The 15,457-nt window shown below is 47.7% G+C and carries 12 protein-coding genes; 5 read left to right on the forward strand and 7 right to left on the reverse strand.

From position 1 onward, the window contains the following. Nucleotide 1: 1 nt before the first annotated feature. Entirely contained in the window at nucleotides 2–2,251 is a 2,250-nt protein-coding gene (locus ACY2RR_RS13050) for a hypothetical protein (protein WP_490108593.1), read from the reverse strand. A 212-nt stretch (nucleotides 2,252–2,463) separates the two neighbouring features. On the opposite strand from ACY2RR_RS13050, the gene ACY2RR_RS13055 reads away from it, so the two are divergent. The 4 genes from ACY2RR_RS13055 (at nucleotide 2,464) to ACY2RR_RS13070 (ending at nucleotide 8,357) form a co-directional block, all read left to right on the forward strand. Next, nucleotides 2,464–3,399 carry a hypothetical protein gene (locus tag ACY2RR_RS13055; RefSeq protein ID WP_490108594.1) on the forward strand — a complete coding sequence of 312 codons (936 nt, stop codon included), beginning with the start codon at nucleotides 2,464–2,466 and terminating at the stop codon, nucleotides 3,397–3,399. A gap of 140 nt (nucleotides 3,400–3,539) precedes the next feature. Continuing rightward, nucleotides 3,540–6,038, forward strand: a complete 2,499-nt coding sequence (locus ACY2RR_RS13060; RefSeq protein WP_490108595.1) for an acyl-CoA dehydrogenase — start codon at nucleotides 3,540–3,542, stop codon at nucleotides 6,036–6,038. Nucleotides 6,039–6,139: 101 nt separating this feature from the next. After that, nucleotides 6,140–6,742 carry a DUF938 domain-containing protein gene (locus ACY2RR_RS13065; protein ID WP_490108596.1) on the forward strand — a complete coding sequence of 201 codons (603 nt, stop codon included), beginning with the start codon at nucleotides 6,140–6,142 and terminating at the stop codon, nucleotides 6,740–6,742. 91 nt (nucleotides 6,743–6,833) lie between these two features. Then, entirely contained in the window at nucleotides 6,834–8,357 is a 1,524-nt protein-coding gene (locus ACY2RR_RS13070; protein ID WP_490108597.1) for a hypothetical protein, read from the forward strand. Nucleotides 8,358–8,406: 49 nt separating this feature from the next. Here the strand turns inward: ACY2RR_RS13070 and ACY2RR_RS13075 are convergent, their stop codons facing one another. Continuing rightward, nucleotides 8,407–9,360, reverse strand: a complete 954-nt coding sequence (locus tag ACY2RR_RS13075) for an arginase family protein (RefSeq protein ID WP_490108598.1) — start codon at nucleotides 9,358–9,360, stop codon at nucleotides 8,407–8,409. A gap of 118 nt (nucleotides 9,361–9,478) precedes the next feature. Here ACY2RR_RS13075 and ACY2RR_RS13080 point away from each other — a divergent pair, with 118 nt between their 5' ends. After that, nucleotides 9,479–10,360 carry an ArgP/LysG family DNA-binding transcriptional regulator gene (locus tag ACY2RR_RS13080; protein ID WP_490108599.1) on the forward strand — a complete coding sequence of 294 codons (882 nt, stop codon included), beginning with the start codon at nucleotides 9,479–9,481 and terminating at the stop codon, nucleotides 10,358–10,360. 39 nt (nucleotides 10,361–10,399) lie between these two features. On the opposite strand, the gene ACY2RR_RS13085 is transcribed toward ACY2RR_RS13080, so the two are convergent. From ACY2RR_RS13085 to ACY2RR_RS13105, 5 genes are all read right to left on the reverse strand, one after another. Beyond that, the gene (locus tag ACY2RR_RS13085; RefSeq protein WP_490108600.1) at nucleotides 10,400–10,948 is read right to left on the reverse strand and encodes an RBBP9/YdeN family alpha/beta hydrolase; all 549 of its coding nucleotides are present in this window, start codon (nucleotides 10,946–10,948) and stop codon (nucleotides 10,400–10,402) included. A gap of 81 nt (nucleotides 10,949–11,029) precedes the next feature. Continuing rightward, complete coding sequence (locus tag ACY2RR_RS13090) at nucleotides 11,030–11,857, reverse strand: peroxiredoxin family protein (protein ID WP_490108601.1); 828 nt, start codon at nucleotides 11,855–11,857, stop codon at nucleotides 11,030–11,032. A 77-nt stretch (nucleotides 11,858–11,934) separates the two neighbouring features. Beyond that, entirely contained in the window at nucleotides 11,935–13,098 is a 1,164-nt protein-coding gene (locus ACY2RR_RS13095) for an aromatic ring-hydroxylating oxygenase subunit alpha (protein WP_490108602.1), read from the reverse strand. Nucleotides 13,099–13,270: 172 nt separating this feature from the next. After that, nucleotides 13,271–13,561, reverse strand: coding sequence for a hypothetical protein (locus ACY2RR_RS13100; RefSeq protein ID WP_490108603.1), 291 nt, complete (start codon nucleotides 13,559–13,561; stop codon nucleotides 13,271–13,273). 135 nt (nucleotides 13,562–13,696) lie between these two features. Then, nucleotides 13,697–15,418: a hypothetical protein gene (locus tag ACY2RR_RS13105; protein ID WP_490108604.1), complete on the reverse strand. Its 1,722-nt coding sequence runs from the start codon at nucleotides 15,416–15,418 to the stop codon at nucleotides 13,697–13,699. Nucleotides 15,419–15,457 lie beyond the last annotated feature (39 nt).

Raw genomic sequence — 15,457 nt, forward strand, 5'->3', positions numbered from 1 at the left:
GTCACTTTATCTCTTGCTGTCGAATCTCAGAAGGCAGCAGGGCTGAGAGTTTATCCCAAGGCAGTTTTACGCTGTTGTCTTTTGCTGCGGTCAGGATATCGAGAACAATCTGGGCATTGCTTTTGGAACGATCACCGCCAAAATTTTCCAGCCTATCATCGCTGTAACCCACCAGTTTACCAATCTCCCGCCACTGGTCGGCAGCATGCTTCACTAATGGGATCATCAGTTGCCGGTCATCATTTTCATCATCATCAACAAGTGGTGGCATTGATGCAGTAGCTGGAGGTTGCTGCAGATGTTCGGGCAAATAGCGGAGCATGCCCTGGCAACCAACAAGATGACAGCAGTGCACAAACTCTCCCAATGTTGGCGCATGGTGCTCAGATAATTTTATTAGCAGTCGATGTGCTGCAGTCCCTTGCCGGTCATAGGCTTGGTGCAGATTCTGTAACTGGTGGATATTTCGCCCTAATGCATACCCCAGTAACATCCAATCAGGGTGATTGGGTAATACCTGTAAAATAGCTGTTTTTGTTAGTTTTGAATCGTGGGTAAGAGATACCAGTTTGACTTGATCAGCCTGCCATTCAGGCAGAGGCTGTGGTGGCTGAGATACCAACTCCTGCCCGCCATAGAGTTTTTTCAGGTTCGATATAACTTCATTATTTCCTGTCTGCTCAAACCCGTAGAGCAAAACACTCGGTTTTAAATAACCTAAACGCCCCAGTTGCTCATAAAGCGCCACATGAGGGTTTACCAATTCCAACCTCGTCTGTTCGTCTACCTGCTTTTCTACCCCCATAACTTTACTGAGAGTGTTAACTTCCTGTGGGTTGAGACCTTTGTACAAAGCATAAAAATCCTTTGCGGAAACCTGAGGCTCAGCACGCTCGCCACGAAGGTTACACTCAAGCACTTCCAGCGCTCGGCCCTTACTCCTGACAATATCCGGATGACTGAGAACCTGCCTGAGCTTACCGATTGTTAGCAGATTTTCATCATCAAGCAGGCATTGAATCTGTAACGGGTTATCAGAGCGAAAAAAATCCTCAGCATTCGCAGCAACATAACTTTTTACACCCAGCGCTTTGCCCAACAGAACAACCGGACAATATCCAATCAGAGAGAGTGCAACACCGAGAGGGACTGAATCATCATCTTTCAGCCCGGCCAGCTCTGGATAAATGTTGCTCAGGGTTTCATTGTCATAAGCCCGCCCATGCTGCACCGCAAACTTCTCAGCCTCACCCGGTTGAGAAATTCTGTGCAGAGCCAAAACCACATCCTGAGGTGAGATTTCACGGTCTCTAATAGCTTTGGCCAGAACCTTCATCAACAACGCTTGCCCATGATTCTGGTCACGTAACTCATTAAGTGCTGAAAAAGACAACCCCAACATACCTCCAAGCCTGAGGGTTCTATGGTCACCCAGATAGATTCCGGAGGTTTTTATCCAACCCAAGGCTTGCTTCAAGCTTTCATCTACTCGGGATTTTCTTAACCGGTCCGGTAGTTTTTCCTGCCAGCTTTTGACTCTTGCGCGAATCTTGATAGTTACATTCCAGTGAATAGTTCCTCCAGCTTCCAGACGATCCAGATAATTAAACAGCTTTCGCGGGTCGATATTGGCCAGCGGCGAACTAAAAATATTGGCCAGCTCCTCGTCGATTTTTCGACATAAACCTTGATGACTCGCCAGAGTCTCATCCCCAAGATCTTCAGCCAGCCGGGCATAATCAACTGATAGTCTGGAGTCATGCAGCTCGCAGCTTAATTGCATAATCAGCAGATTGTGATCAAGGGCATCCCGATTCAACCCATGACGATTAACGACATGACGTGGCAGATGACTCAGCTCACCCCTTAACTCTTTTATGGTATGGCTGTCTGTTGAACCTTGGCTATCCATCTGGCGACAAACTGCTTCCAGAGAACGCTGAAATTGCTGAAAAGTCTGGTGATGGCGCAACCTGTTGGGGATTTCCTGAATCGCATCGAGAAATTTGTTCAGATAGTAACGAAAAGAGCCCGCACTCTTCTTTTCACTGCCAGCCGAGGCACAATGGGCTATTGTACGCTGACACAAAGCACGGCCGGCGCGCTTCTTCATCGCTGAAAACAGAGGTTCGCGCAGCCCCTTGGTCAGCTCTGGCTCGATCTGCCGGTACTTTGCCGGTGGCTTTTGGGTAGACTCATAACGCTCAAGGGTTACCGGACTCTGCCCTGGAACCTTTCCAGCCTGATTCATGCCCCATTCCCTTTAAGCTTCACATAGAAATCATCGACCAGAACAGCCAATCTATGATTTCCAGCAGGTATGAATTTAACTCTCTTCTGATACTGAAAGTGGCTTATATCAAGCCCTATCCACCAACGTCTTACAGCCCAAAGCCCAATATCCGAGCCTGACTATATCCCGTATGTTTTCCTGCAATAACCAATACATTTATGGGGCCGGATATGGAACTCTTATCAGCATCACTGACAACATCAAGCACGCTATCGGGCTCTACGTCCAACAGCCTGCCGGCCAGTGGGTGCGCCTTTGGTCGTAAATGCTCTCTGCACAACCTTTTTGAGAGCATTCGCAAAGCCTTGGTTGAGTTCCTCCATAAGGTTCTCCCCACCAGTATTTTTCAGCGTCAGTGCTCCGTTGTTGAAGATCAGGCACAAAAGATCAAAGGACTCGAGCTGGAACTTGCGGAAAAAGACTTCCAGATTAAAGATCTGACCAGCCGGCTTGAGATGGAACAGCAGCTTCATTCCTCCCAAAGAGCAGAAGACAAAGAAACCATCAATGATCAAAGATCACGTCTTGATACGGCCAATAAAGCCATTCAAGAACTGGAAATGAAGCTTTCTTCCAGTATTTCAGAATTGACCATGATGCAGAAACAGCTGGGTGACGAAAATCAAGCTCTCAAAAAGCAAAGAAGCATTGATGCAAAGTCCATCAGTAGCCTGCAAACCAAACTGGAAGAGATTTCCGAAGAGCTGGAACAAGTTCGACAGGATCTGAATACTTCTCAGGACAACTTCGAAAAAGTTGTTGATCATGCAGCAATGATGATTGATGAACTTAACCAGAAACTTGACCAGGCCAATGAAGAACACCTGGCCACCTGGGAAGAATGGAATCGCCTCCGGGAAGATAATGAAAGACTGTTAACTATTCTGGATGATCACCAGTTATACCTAAAGGATCTCAATGTCATCACTCCTCCCTCAAAATGGGGTAAGACCAGCGAAGGCAGCGACGAACTTGCCTGGGACTATTCAGGCATCCTCGAATGCCTGAACCCTACAGCAAAAGAAGCGTCGCCGGATTCAGATACGGGATCCATGGAGTCGATACCTCTGCGCCAAATCACGGATATGGAAAACCATACAGAATAAAAACCGACTTTCAGTTAGAACAATTGATTCTTTTTCTTTGGCTATTATGCCAGCACGCCAATTCGCTCCTGCCAGTATCAGCAGGCCACGAATGTGGTTCTATGGCCGGCAGTTTTTCTAGTCAATGAGGCAACAACTTTATGTGGACTCTGCTGTTAATCGCAGCCCTGATTGGCCTGGCTTATAAACGCGCCAGCCTGACCACGGCAACAATCACCTTTGCCATTTACACCCTGGCCGCCTGGCTATTCAGCGCATCCGGCACTTTAACCGTTCTTGGTATCGTTCTGACCGCTGTTTTCGGTGTGCTCTCTCAGGCAGGGTTCCGTGCTGGCACCATCACCAAGCCCATCTTCAATCTCTATAAAAAACTGTTGCCAGAAATGTCTGACACCGAAAAGACCGCTCTTGAAGCCGGTACTGTATGGTGGGATGGCGAAATGTTCTCTGGTAAACCGAACTGGAACAAGCTGAAGAAACATCCTAATCCAGAAATGAGTCAGGAAGAGCAGGATTTCCTCGCCAACCAGGCAGAAACTCTCGCGTCCATGATCGATGAGTGGAAGATCAACAACGAAGGCGATATGGCCCCTGAAGTATGGGACTACATGAAGAAGGAACGCTTCTTCGCCATGATCATTCCCAAGCAGTATGGCGGCCTTGGTTTCTCCGCCCAGGCACAGTCTGCGGTTCTGCAGAAGCTGTCTGGCCTGTCTGGCGCAGCTTTCTCTACCGTTGGTGTGCCTAACTCTCTTGGCCCCGGTGAACTGCTGCTCAAGTACGGTACCGAAGACCAGAAGAATCATTACCTGCCCCGTCTGGCCGATGGTCGTGAAATCCCATGTTTCGCCCTGACTGGCCCACGTGCCGGTTCCGATGCCACCTCTCTGCCAGATACCGGCACCGTGTGCAAAAGTGAGTACGAAGGTAAAGAAGTTCTGGGTATTCGCATGAACTTCTCCAAGCGCTATATCACCCTGGCCCCAGTAGCCACTGTGGTGGGTATGGCGTTCCGTATGTTTGACCCTGAAGGTCTGCTGGGTGACCAGAGCGATATCGGTATTACCGTAGCGCTTCTGCCTCGTGGCCTGAAAGGTATGGAGATTGGCAACCGTCACAAGCCGCTCGGCTCTCCATTTATGAATGGTCCAATTAAAGGCGAAGACGTCTTTATCCCGCTGGACTTCATTATTGGTGGTCCTGAGATGCGTGGCCAAGGCTGGAAGATGCTGGTTGAGTGTCTGTCTGTAGGTCGCTGCATTACCCTGCCTTCTTCCGGTGCCGGTGGTGGTAAGTATGGTATTGCTGCTGTTGGTGCTTACAGCCGTATCCGTCGTCAGTTTGGTGTACCCATCTCTAAGCTGGAAGGTGTGCAGGATGCGATTGCCCGTATCGCTGGTAACGCTTATACCGCTGCTGCCGGTGCACGTATCACGGCTATCGCTGTAGACCAGGGTGAGAAGCCCTCTGTTCCTTCTGCCATCCTCAAGTACAACCTGACCGAGATGGCCCGCCAGACTGCCTTGGACAGCATGGATATTCACGGTGGTAAAGCAATTATCACTGGCCCCAACAACTATGTAGCCACCGGTTATGCCTCGGTACCGGTTGCTATCACTGTTGAGGGTGCGAATATCCTGACCCGCTCTATGATCACCTTTGGCCAGGGAGCAATCCGCTGCCATCCTTATGTGCTGCCAGAGATGAACGCCGCTAAGGACAACAACCTCAAGGCATTTGATAAAGCACTGTTTGGCCACTTTGGCTTTATCTTCTCCAACGCAGCACGTTCGACTGTGCTTGGTCTGACTAATTCTGCCTTTACTTCCGTGCCATACAGCGGCCCAACCAAGAAGTACTATCAAGAGATCAACCGTTATGCGTCCTCTTTCGCCCTGACTGTTGATATGTGCATGTTCTCACTGGGTGGTGAGCTGAAGTTCCGCGAGCTGATCTCTGCCCGTCTGGCGGATATGGTGTCCAAGATTTACCTGGCTTCCTGCGTACTTAAGCACTGGGAAGACCAGGGCAAGCACAGCGCCGATCTGCCCCTGGTGGAATACGCCTGCCAGAAGCTGTTCTTCGAGTTTGAAGAAGCATTGGATGGTGTATTGAACAACCTGCCCGCCCGTCCGGTAGCCTGGTTGCTCCGTGGTCTTACCCTGCCGATTGGCCGTCGTGCCCAGAAGCCTGGCGACAAACTGATCAACCGTGTAGTTGAGCTGACCTCTTCCAAGAGCGAAACCCGTGAGCGTTTGATCAGCGGCATCTACCGCAGCGATACCCGCACCAACGGTGAACGTAATCCTCTGGCGGTTTACGACTCTCTGTTGGAGCGTGTGGATCGTGCTGACCCAATCTATAAGAAGATTGGTCAGGCTCTGAAAGCCGGTAAGTACAACGAAGCTGAGCTCACCATTGAAGGCCGCATTACTGAAGGTGTTGCCATGGGCGTGCTGACTCAGGAAGAAGGCGACTTTATGTTGGCGTTTGAGAAAGACGTACTGGATATGGTCAATGTTGATGACTTCCCGCTGGAGCACTTTGGTCCGGTAGCGGAAAACCATGACAAGGTCGCCAAAGCGCCAAAAACAAATCGCAGAAAGAAAGCAAAACAACAGGAAAATGAAGCTGCTTAATAGCTGAATCCCTGTAAAAAGCCTCGGAACCCCGGGGCTTTTTTTATTTTCAGCAATAACTTCTCTATTATCTCCCTGAAGTTCTCAGCGGATACATTCAAATGGACAAACCTTTTTCTCAGGCCTGTGAAAACAATAAAGACCCCATTCTGAGTGTTTTAAAACGCCACTTTGAAAACACCAGTTTTGTGCTGGAGATTGGCTCAGGAACTGGCCAGCATGCCATTCATTTTTCCCATAACCTTCCTCATTTGATATGGCAGACTTCTGACCTCTTAGAAAATCACCCGGGCATACACTGCCAACTGGTTGATTGTGAGCAGGGTAACCTGCGCCTTCCCCTTGAATTAAATGTTGGCCACACTCCCTGGCCATTAACAGAGTTCGATGGGGTATTTTCTGCCAATACTGCGCACATTATGTCCTGGCAGAGCGTTGAATCCATGTTTCAGGGAGTTGGCCAACACCTTAAGTCGAGTGGTATTTTTTGCCTTTATGGGCCTTTTAATTATCAGGGTGAATTTACATCAGAAAGCAATGCCCGTTTTAATCACTCATTGCAACAACGTGCCAGGCATATGGGAATCAGGGATTTTGAAGCCATTAATCAACTGGCAAGCCGAAACTCTATGGCGCTGATTGAAGATAATCCCATGCCAGCCAATAATCGTTTATTGGTCTGGGAAAAACAGGGCTCCCGGTAACAATTTCGTTTATGGGATTAAATAGGTAAAACTTTCCCTTTCCCTGATTCGGTCTACCCTGTACTCGCGTTTTATTCGGGGCAGATGACAAATGAAATCAACGAGATCTGTAGTTCTTGTGTTGCTGTGCTTTTTCCTGCTCAGCAACTATTCCTTCGCAAATACACAAAACCAGCTTCAGCTTCCCGAAGGCTTTGAAAAACGTTTGCGTGCCAATAACCAGTCACTCGCTTATTGGCATGCCAAAGGTGAAGCCATAAACCTGTTATCGATGGGTTTAAGTACAGCGATTCTCTACAGGCTCCTCCCCGCCCACATTAAAGATTTTGAAACCTATGCCATCCGCATTGGTGTGCTGACCGATATCGCCACCTCACAGAACTGGAGCGACCTCCCATTTCGCCTTTCAACCCGTCTCGCACTGTATCACTGGCGGGATAAATTTCCTGGGGATATTTTTTCATTTCATTTCATAGCTCTTGAAAACCTTCTTATTGAGGCGCCGAATCTATCTCTGGGAGTCATCGAGTTACTTAAGCAGAGAAAACTGACCTATCAGGATGTTAACTACATCATCCCTGGCTCTGGTTTTGATAAACTACATCTGCGCATGTCTTTCCACCCTGAAGACAATGAAACCCTTCAAATCCACCTCCCTAAAGGGCATGCCGGCATCTGTAGTGAAAACGGTATTCCTTCAGAGTCATTCTCAGAAAATCCATTGGCAAGGCTTATCTGCCAATCCCAAAAACTCAACATAAAACAACTTAATTTCACACCGGTAGAAGGTAAAAAGCCTCACCTGCAAGTTACAGCTATCGATAAGGCAAACGAGTTGCGGTCTGTACTTGTAAGGTTTCCGGAGGTTCATAACTCTGGCTGGATAACAGAGGAATTATCATCCAACGGCAGCTTTAAAGGTTCCAGGCAGAGACTATCGCCCTTCTCACCATGTACTTTAAACACGATTAGTAACGCACTGAGTGATCGCTCTCCTCACTCAGAAGATGAACTCGTTGTAGTTTCCGCCTGTGATGACCTGCAAGTTAATGTTCTGGGTTCAAGAAATCTCATCACAATTCCTCTTAGTCATAACACCGGATATTTCCTTGTTGATCACGGTGTCAGCCAAGGAACAGAAAAACCCAATATCTGGATACACAGTGCGGCAGATAATGAACACCTGACTCCAGATTGGCTGGCTCGTATTGAAAGGCTATTGGTACCAGGACCTGAACTGGGAGCCTGGCGATTACTGTCTTCCGCCCGATCCACTGGATATCGCATGCTGACCAGAGCCTGGATAAACTCTCTGACTGAAAGAAAAGGAAATTCATTTACTCATCGTAAGGGCGGGCCAAAAGTTGCACCTAAGCCTACGCTGCAAAGCATACGAGATTATCAAAACAAGATTGAGCTTAAAAACATGCCCAACTTCGAAGGCAAGCCGAAAGTTCAGTTTGACCTGACACACCATGCACATGCTGGTTCAGAACATGTAACACCCAAACCAGTTGTTCCTAATCCATCTGCACCCAAAACAATCTTAAAGAAAATGAAACTCTTTGACGGTTCGTTAGCCCGCGAACCATTGAGCTCATATAAAAAGGAATAACTGTAAATATTGAGCCGGAGAGTCCAAACCCTCCGGCTCGATATTGTTACTAGCACGTTTTCCAGGTAGTGCCTATAGCATTAACCAGCAACCGACCAGCTGTTATGCAGGTTATGGCATTGGGCTGGTCAAACTCCGGTGCAACTTCTACCAGATCCATACCCACCAGCTTATTTTCACTGGCTACAGCCTGAATAATTCTTGCGGCTTGCTCCTTATAAAGTCCACCGGGCTGAGGAGCCAGAACCCCTGGCATATGGGAAGCATCCAGCCCGTCTGCATCAATGGTCATATACACAAGTTTGTCCTTTGGCAGGCGGGAAAGGGTGTTTTCTACGCCCCGAGTATGAACATCCATAGCGGTAATAATGTCAGAGCCCCATGTGCAGGCATCCTCCATCTCCTGCCTGCGGGCACTGCCAGTTCCCCGCATACCGATCTGGGTCATACCAGAAATCCATGGCATTTCACTGGCTCTGCGAAGAGGGCTGCTGTAACCACCCTTAATACCCTCTTTCTCATCTCGCCAATCGATATGTGCATCGATATGAACAATATGTACGGGTTCATCAAAGACATTGAGGGCTTGAAGCGCAGGAGTAGTTATCCCGTGATCGCCACCCAACAAAAATACCTGGGTGTCTGCCCGCCACAGTTTTTCCAACAGCGCTGTTTGATAAGCAGCAAAAGCCGGATAATCCTTGCCATCATAATTAATATTGCCGCAATCCATGGGCTTCATGGCAGTAAGGGATGACAAGGTAGTTCCGATATCAAAATCCCACTGATCAGGGCCATCACAGAATTGATAAGACTGCAAACGAATTGCATCAGGAGCTGTAGCAGTGGGCAATGGCGCAGGGTCTGCAGGATAACGCTCACTCTGCTGCACACCTAACAGCGCAACATTGCCTTTCCATTCCTGTGGGTCTGTGATCACTGGCCAATCAAGGAACTGTCGAACAGGTGATGATGTCGCTGCAAGATGGTCTTTAGTGGTCATTATCTGCTCCTGATGATTATCGGATGGAGCCATCGTAAGCAGTTGTCTTTATTGAATAAAACTAAAAAAACTATTACATCTTTAGCAACTCTAAAGATCAGGCCAGCAGTAAACCGCCATGATAGATTACAAAGAATTGGAAACCCTGGTAGCTATTGCCGATAATCACAGCTTTGATGCTGCCGCCCGATTCCTTCACATCTCGCCGGGGGCGGTATCCCAAAGAATAAAATCCTTGGAAAACCAATTAGGGCAATCGGTACTGATTCGCAGCAATCCCCCCCATACGACAAAAGCTGGTGAACACATTCTCTCCTATGCCCGCCGCCTTCTGCTTATTCAGGGAGAGATGAATCAAACTCTGTTAAATGAGCAATACACCCAATCTCAGACTGTGGCACTTGCAGTAAACGATGATTCCTTAACATGCTGGTTTATGGATGTGCTGGCCTTGTTTGATAAGCATTCACAGGTCAGCTTTGATATTCGTACATCTGATGCTCTGACCACCCAGAAACTTTTAAAGAATGGCGAAGTTATTGCTGCGATTACGTCCCTTTCCGATCAGGTGCCCGGTTGCAAGACCCGCTATCTGGGAAAGCTGGAATATATGCCAGTTTGCTCCCATGACTTTTTCAAAACGCATTTTTGTTCAGGTTTAACTACCGAAGCCCTTTTGTCAGCCCCGGTTATATCTTTTGATCGCAATGACAGCCTGGCTTCAAAACTTCTATCCGAATACGATATTTCGATCAGCAATGTTGATTCTCATTACATTCCTAACACCCATACATTGATAGACGCGGTACAGCAGAATATGGGCTGGGCCATGCTCCCCAAGACACTGATCAGCAATCTTCTTCCAAGTTCAAGCATCAGCTGCTTGAACCAGAATATTTATCATGTAGAGCTTTACTGGAAAACTTGGGAGCAGGTATCCCAGGTAATCAGCGAAATTGAACGACACGTGATGGCTGTTGCCAAAAAGAGACTGGTTTGAAGAGACGCAACAGGTTACGACATCCTCCTGATGCCATATTTATACCTCTGTTTTATGTAGAACCGCTGCTACCAGCTCTGGAAATCTGCACTGATCTCTGTGTCCGATAAAATGGCCTCTATCCTCGAATTCGTAATACTCAGATTGAAGCTGGCCTTGCACATGCCTCGCTTCACTTATAGGTATCCACGGATCATCAGTCGACGAATACTGAATAATCCATTTCTGATTATTACGAATAGCCTGCCAGTTCCACGGCCTGTCAAACCACCCACCATTACGTTCATTCTCATCGTTTAAATGGGTATGGTATGCACTCACCAGAACGGTACCTGTTACAGCATACTGTTCAGCAAAACGCATAGCGGCAATGGCACCCGATGAATGACCAATCAAGATGGTATTCTGATCCGCATTTAGCTCATCTCTAATAAACGGAATCCAGATATTTTCATGGGCAACCTCATTATCCGGCAGGGTCTGTAATACAGCCTCAAGATCTCGCTCCCGGAAATCCTGTGCGGATGATGGATACCAGTGCATATCGGCTGTACAACCACCGTTGCCATGAAGATACACAATTTTCACGACCCACCCTCCACAGATTTAGCTGATAATTAGCACATTGTAGTTCTATCCAAGGCGTGAGTGGGCCGTGTAAGACATGTACTATGCAGCCTGCTCAAGCCAACGCAAAAATGTTTCAGGCTCGGGTCGCAAACGATAATTATCCGTCTGGTCTGCGGCAATAACCTTACCGTCAGCATCCGCCAGTATCACCGTAGGGTAAACAGTATCAGAATCATAACCCGCAGCCTGTAAACCACTGGGCAGTCCTGCTTTGTGAGCAATTCCCAGAGCGTCGGCAACCTGATTATTCTTATCAACCAGAAATTCCAGAGGCGCATCAAACTTTTCAGCCAGTTTGCGAGTCTGGTTGTGAGATTGAGAAGAGATCATCAGAAGGTTCACACCTCTCTCCTTTAAAACCTGATACCCTTTTGCCACCTCCCGAATCTGAGCCATACATAAGGGGCACCAGTTACCTCGGTAAAACATCATCAGAACGGGTTGACCTCGGTAGTGAGACAAAGGCAGAGGTTGTCCATCCGCTGTTTCAAAAGATACCTCAGGCAATGTTTTGCCCTTTTCCAATACAGCAGAACGTTCTCGCCCCAGGCGAGAATACCAGTACACATAAGCCAGTAATCCTGCTGTAACAATCACGGCAGCAACCTTCACCAGCCAGTCACCGGCCCAGAGTGAAGCGGCTAGACCCAGGAAAGTTGGAATCTGGATATGAACAAGAGAATTACTGGTTCGGGCGGTCGAGGTAAGAAACAGGTGGGCAAAAAAGAACAATCCCGGGACTGTTGCCACCAGCAAAGCGACGTAACCAATATCATTGGTATTCCAGAGCTGGTGACCACTCCAGCCGCAGACAATAACCAGAAGGGTGATGTAAGAACTGACAAACAGGGATTTTATGCGGTTCATAACGACTCTTTATTATTCTATTTGGCAAAACTGTTATGTTTACGCTGCTCTCGTGAAAGTGGATTCACCACTAACGGTTATTCTTTGCAAAAGCCTGCCACACTTTCATGAAAATATTTCAGCCCCTGCTCAAAACGCCCATGGAGAAACTGCTGATTAGCTCCTGAACGTAACCCTTTCTGAACATCTGTTGCCATAGAAAAGTCTTCTTCCAGCGCAGCATACAGAATGTCATTGTTTTTTCGGAAGTACTTAATAGCTTTCTCTGAAGGTGCTTCCGACAGCAAGGTAAAATTGATTAATTTGGTATGTTCAATGCCATCGGGAAAAACAATGGACACATTAATATGATCAGGCTCTATCAAAATTAAGGTGTTCGGGAAAAATGTGTAGAGCATATTACCGTGCTCGCAGAGTTCCCACTCACTTCTTGGTTTATCCCGCAGGGAAACAATACTCTTCTTGGGATATAGGTTTCTCTGCTGGCAACCAAAGCGTTCATAAACCCCTACAGTATCCAGAAACATCACATCAATGGTGTTTCTGTGGGTTTTCCTGACATGGTAATTTTCCAGAAAAGTATCAATTGCTAGCTTCCAGTTGATGGGACGATGGAAATCAACGGGATCAAAAACAATATGAGAACTTGTCCCATAACTGGAAAAGTCGGCATTGAGTTGCGGCCCCAGAAATTCTTTAACTGAGCGGTCGAACTGCTCAGCAGTTTCATAACGGCGATAAGGTGTAAGCCGGACCCAGAGAAATCCAAGGTGATCACTGACAGGTAGCTCAGTCAAGTTGTTACAGCCATCCGGCATACCTCGAAAGCCTTCTTTATGGGGAACACCTCGCAAGCTGCCATCAGTATCATAAGTCCAGGCATGGTAATGACATACCAGAACCCGAAGATCACTGCCCTTCTCATCCCGAACAAGGCGTCCGCCCCGATGCTTGCAAACATTAATAAAAGCTTTCAACTCCCCGGTTTGCCTGCGCAACACCACAACTGGCACACCGCAGATATCGTGGGTAATAAAGTCTCCGGGAGCGGCCAGCTGACTGACATGCCCTACAATCACTGGCAGCTGCCGAAAGAGGTTCTCTTCTTCAGAGCGAAACTGTTTCTCATCCCGGTACAGGGCAACATCAATCGCTGAACATTGCTCAGCCATATCAGTGGTTTTATCGGCTTCCAGCTGCAGAACCCTGTCGATCAGCCGGTGTTGCTCTTCACGCTGCATAGGGCATCCCTGTTATAGATAGACTCACAAGCTATTCAATATAAGCTATGAGCTAGCATCGAGGCAGTGATCGGAAAGTTATTATTTGTAGGCCGTTTTGATAAGAGGCGAGCTGAAGAAGGGGGAAGAAAGATTAAGGGTAGCCTGGTTTCAGGCCACCCTTGGATGCAGCTTAGGATTCAATATTGTTGAGTCCGTTGTACGCACTCAAAACAAAGGCCAGAGAACCAAAAGCCAGCAGAACAGCCATGATCGGGAACAGAACCTCACCATCAACGAGACCCAGATAAGCGGCCATCTGGAAAGCGGAATAACAGAACACAGACATAAAAATACCGAAGGTGATTCCTCTCACCATCTGTCCAACAGCCCCACCCAGCTTACTTGCCACATTCAGCAGAATCACCATCGCTACCGATGAGAAAAGCATCACTGCGATATTTGCAAACTGTTCAACGTCCATAATCTCTCCCTGATTATCAGATATCTAACTTACTTCCAGTAACTTTAAGCTGCAGACTCCAAACCGCAGCAATCAAAAGTCTTATAACAAAGGTAGTGCAGATTTCTGCATGTTTAAAATGGAATGCAATATTCATTATGCATTCAAAGGAACAGCCTGCTGATTCCTTAAACCTGAGCCCGAGAAAAAGGCGTTATCAGGGTTTCCGTCTTCATACTGTATGGTTTTTACCAGAACCGGCTGGCCTTTCTGTTCAATTTCATTGCAGGCTTCAAGCAAACCTCTGTGGATGGCTGCTGCTACCTTTTTTCCATCGAGCGGGTTGCCATCATCACCCGTTCTTGCGTATCCGCCACTACTGAACCGGCACATTCTTAAAACATCCAGTTCTGGCAAATCATCTGCAGCCTGGGCTCTAAGGTTATACTCTTGAGTCAGTAGCAGTGTCTTTTTGGCGGTATCTCTAACTGCAAGAAGAAAGTCTTCATCGGACCCAAATTTAGGGTCATTACCCAGCGGTGGAACGATATAAACCATAGCCCGATTTTCCGTATTACCATGGGGGCAATAAGAATCATCAAACACATGGACAAAGGCACTACCATTAACGCTGCCATCTTCACCTGGCAGGCCGATGGAATACTTCACTCCGGGGATGGCCTGTTTATTGGACAGTTCTGGAACACAAAACCCCTGACCATCTCCCAGCTTAAGAATTTTTCTGTGGTAATCGGCGTAGGCGTTTTTGGTGTAATCATCAGACTTTTCCAGAATCTTGCCAAATGCACCATTAATCGTGCCGCCTCCAAGATATAACCTTTGGTCTCCAGCATTGACCGAAGCAATATTTCCCTGCCCTGAGGGCGTTTTATCGTAAGGAGGCGTATATTTCGATTTCCCCGTCGCCCCTAGCACCTGAAACTCAGGAACCTTTACCCCACCCTGCGGGTTTGCAACCACCGCAGTGGCTTTAGCAGCTTTCAGTGCAGGCACAGTTTTGCCTGGCAATGGCGGGGGTGGTGGCACAAACTGCCCAGGAACCTGTTGGCGTGGAGCAGGAGGGGGCGTGGTACTTTTTTCTTCATCAGAAACAGGCTTTTCCTCAGGTTTTGGCTTAGCTTTAGAGATCGAAGTTAGTTCCTGATTTCCATCTTCGTCTTTAACATTGAATGAGAAATCTCTGCTTGCCAGAGCATTAAATTGCTTCTCCCAATCAGCATCATCACCATGCCCCTGCTCGGCTAAAGCATCCTTGATCTGGGCAAGCTCAACTTTTACGCCATCAACCTCTGTCTTAAGTTTTTCCCGGTTATATTCCGCATTCTTTGGATTCGCCTTAAAGTCACTCAGAGCTTTTAATGCTTTCGCCTGTAGATCTTTCATCTTCTCTGGATCAACAGACTTATCTGGAGGAAAAACATTTACCGGTTCGGTACTGGGGGGCACTGTGACAGAAATAATAATTTGCCCCGTTTCTCTGGCTTCGGCGCCGTCCTCATGTTTAAGAACACCGAGAGCACGCTCCATAAGGTCCAGCTGCCCTAACTTCTCAAGAGCTGCATCTGCTTTCTTTAAAGCAGCTTCTTTCTTAGTTCGCAATGTTTCGGGGGACTCCCCCCTCAGGCTTGGCAACCCCTCACTGGATACCTCTTCAACATCTCTGTCACCAACCTTAGTATCGGGGACAGAAGGCACCAGCTGCCCCGGAGCAAGCAGAGAATCAACATCGGGCCTAGGTGTAACACTGTCATGCCCAGCAAAGCCTGTCCCTGACGTACCGCCAACAGGAAGTCCCTTATCCGTAACGGGTGGAGGAGTGATAGGAGGAGTTTGATCTGGCGGCCGAACGCTGCTCATAGCTTGTCATATTTATAGCTGATCCTATTTCAACTCTAG

The sequence above is a fragment of the Parendozoicomonas sp. 2304DJ65-17 genome, assembly GCF_058148445.1.